1 protein-coding gene is annotated in these 396 nt (G+C 41.4%); it reads right to left on the bottom strand.

The features are described 5' to 3' along the window. Window positions 1-396, bottom strand: a 396-nt coding sequence (locus tag HC000_RS18390; RefSeq protein WP_346010182.1) for an IS30 family transposase, incomplete at its 3' end; no start/stop codon positions are given.

The raw sequence follows: 396 nt of genomic DNA, 5'->3' as shown, positions 1-396 counted from the left end.
TTCTAATGCTTGTGCGACATGCTCATGGTGAGCAAACTCTTTTCCATTGTCTAACGTCACGGTAATAACCCTATCTTTATATGGTGTCATACACGTGATCAGCGCATCGGCTGTTATTTGCGCATGCTTGCTTTCAATTCTGTGTACGACTGTATATAACGTTTTACGTTCAACCATTGTGACAAAGGCATTTTTACGCCCTTTTCCAATCACTGTGTCACCCTCCCAATCACCAATTCTAGACTTTGAATCCACAATACTAGGGCGTTCATCAATGCTGACTCGATTAACTATCTGTCCACGTTTATCATAGCTTCCATAGCGTTTTTTATACTTTTTACATGCACGAGTGAGTGTCTTATGTAGCTTGCCACCACGAGCCTTGTCTCTGTAAAT

The organism is Pseudoalteromonas sp. MIP2626 (genome assembly GCF_013414205.1).
Lineage (GTDB): Bacteria > Pseudomonadota > Gammaproteobacteria > Enterobacterales > Alteromonadaceae > Pseudoalteromonas > Pseudoalteromonas nigrifaciens.
The sequence above is the reverse complement of the archived record's forward strand: the minus strand, read 5'-3'. Positions and strand labels throughout refer to the sequence as shown.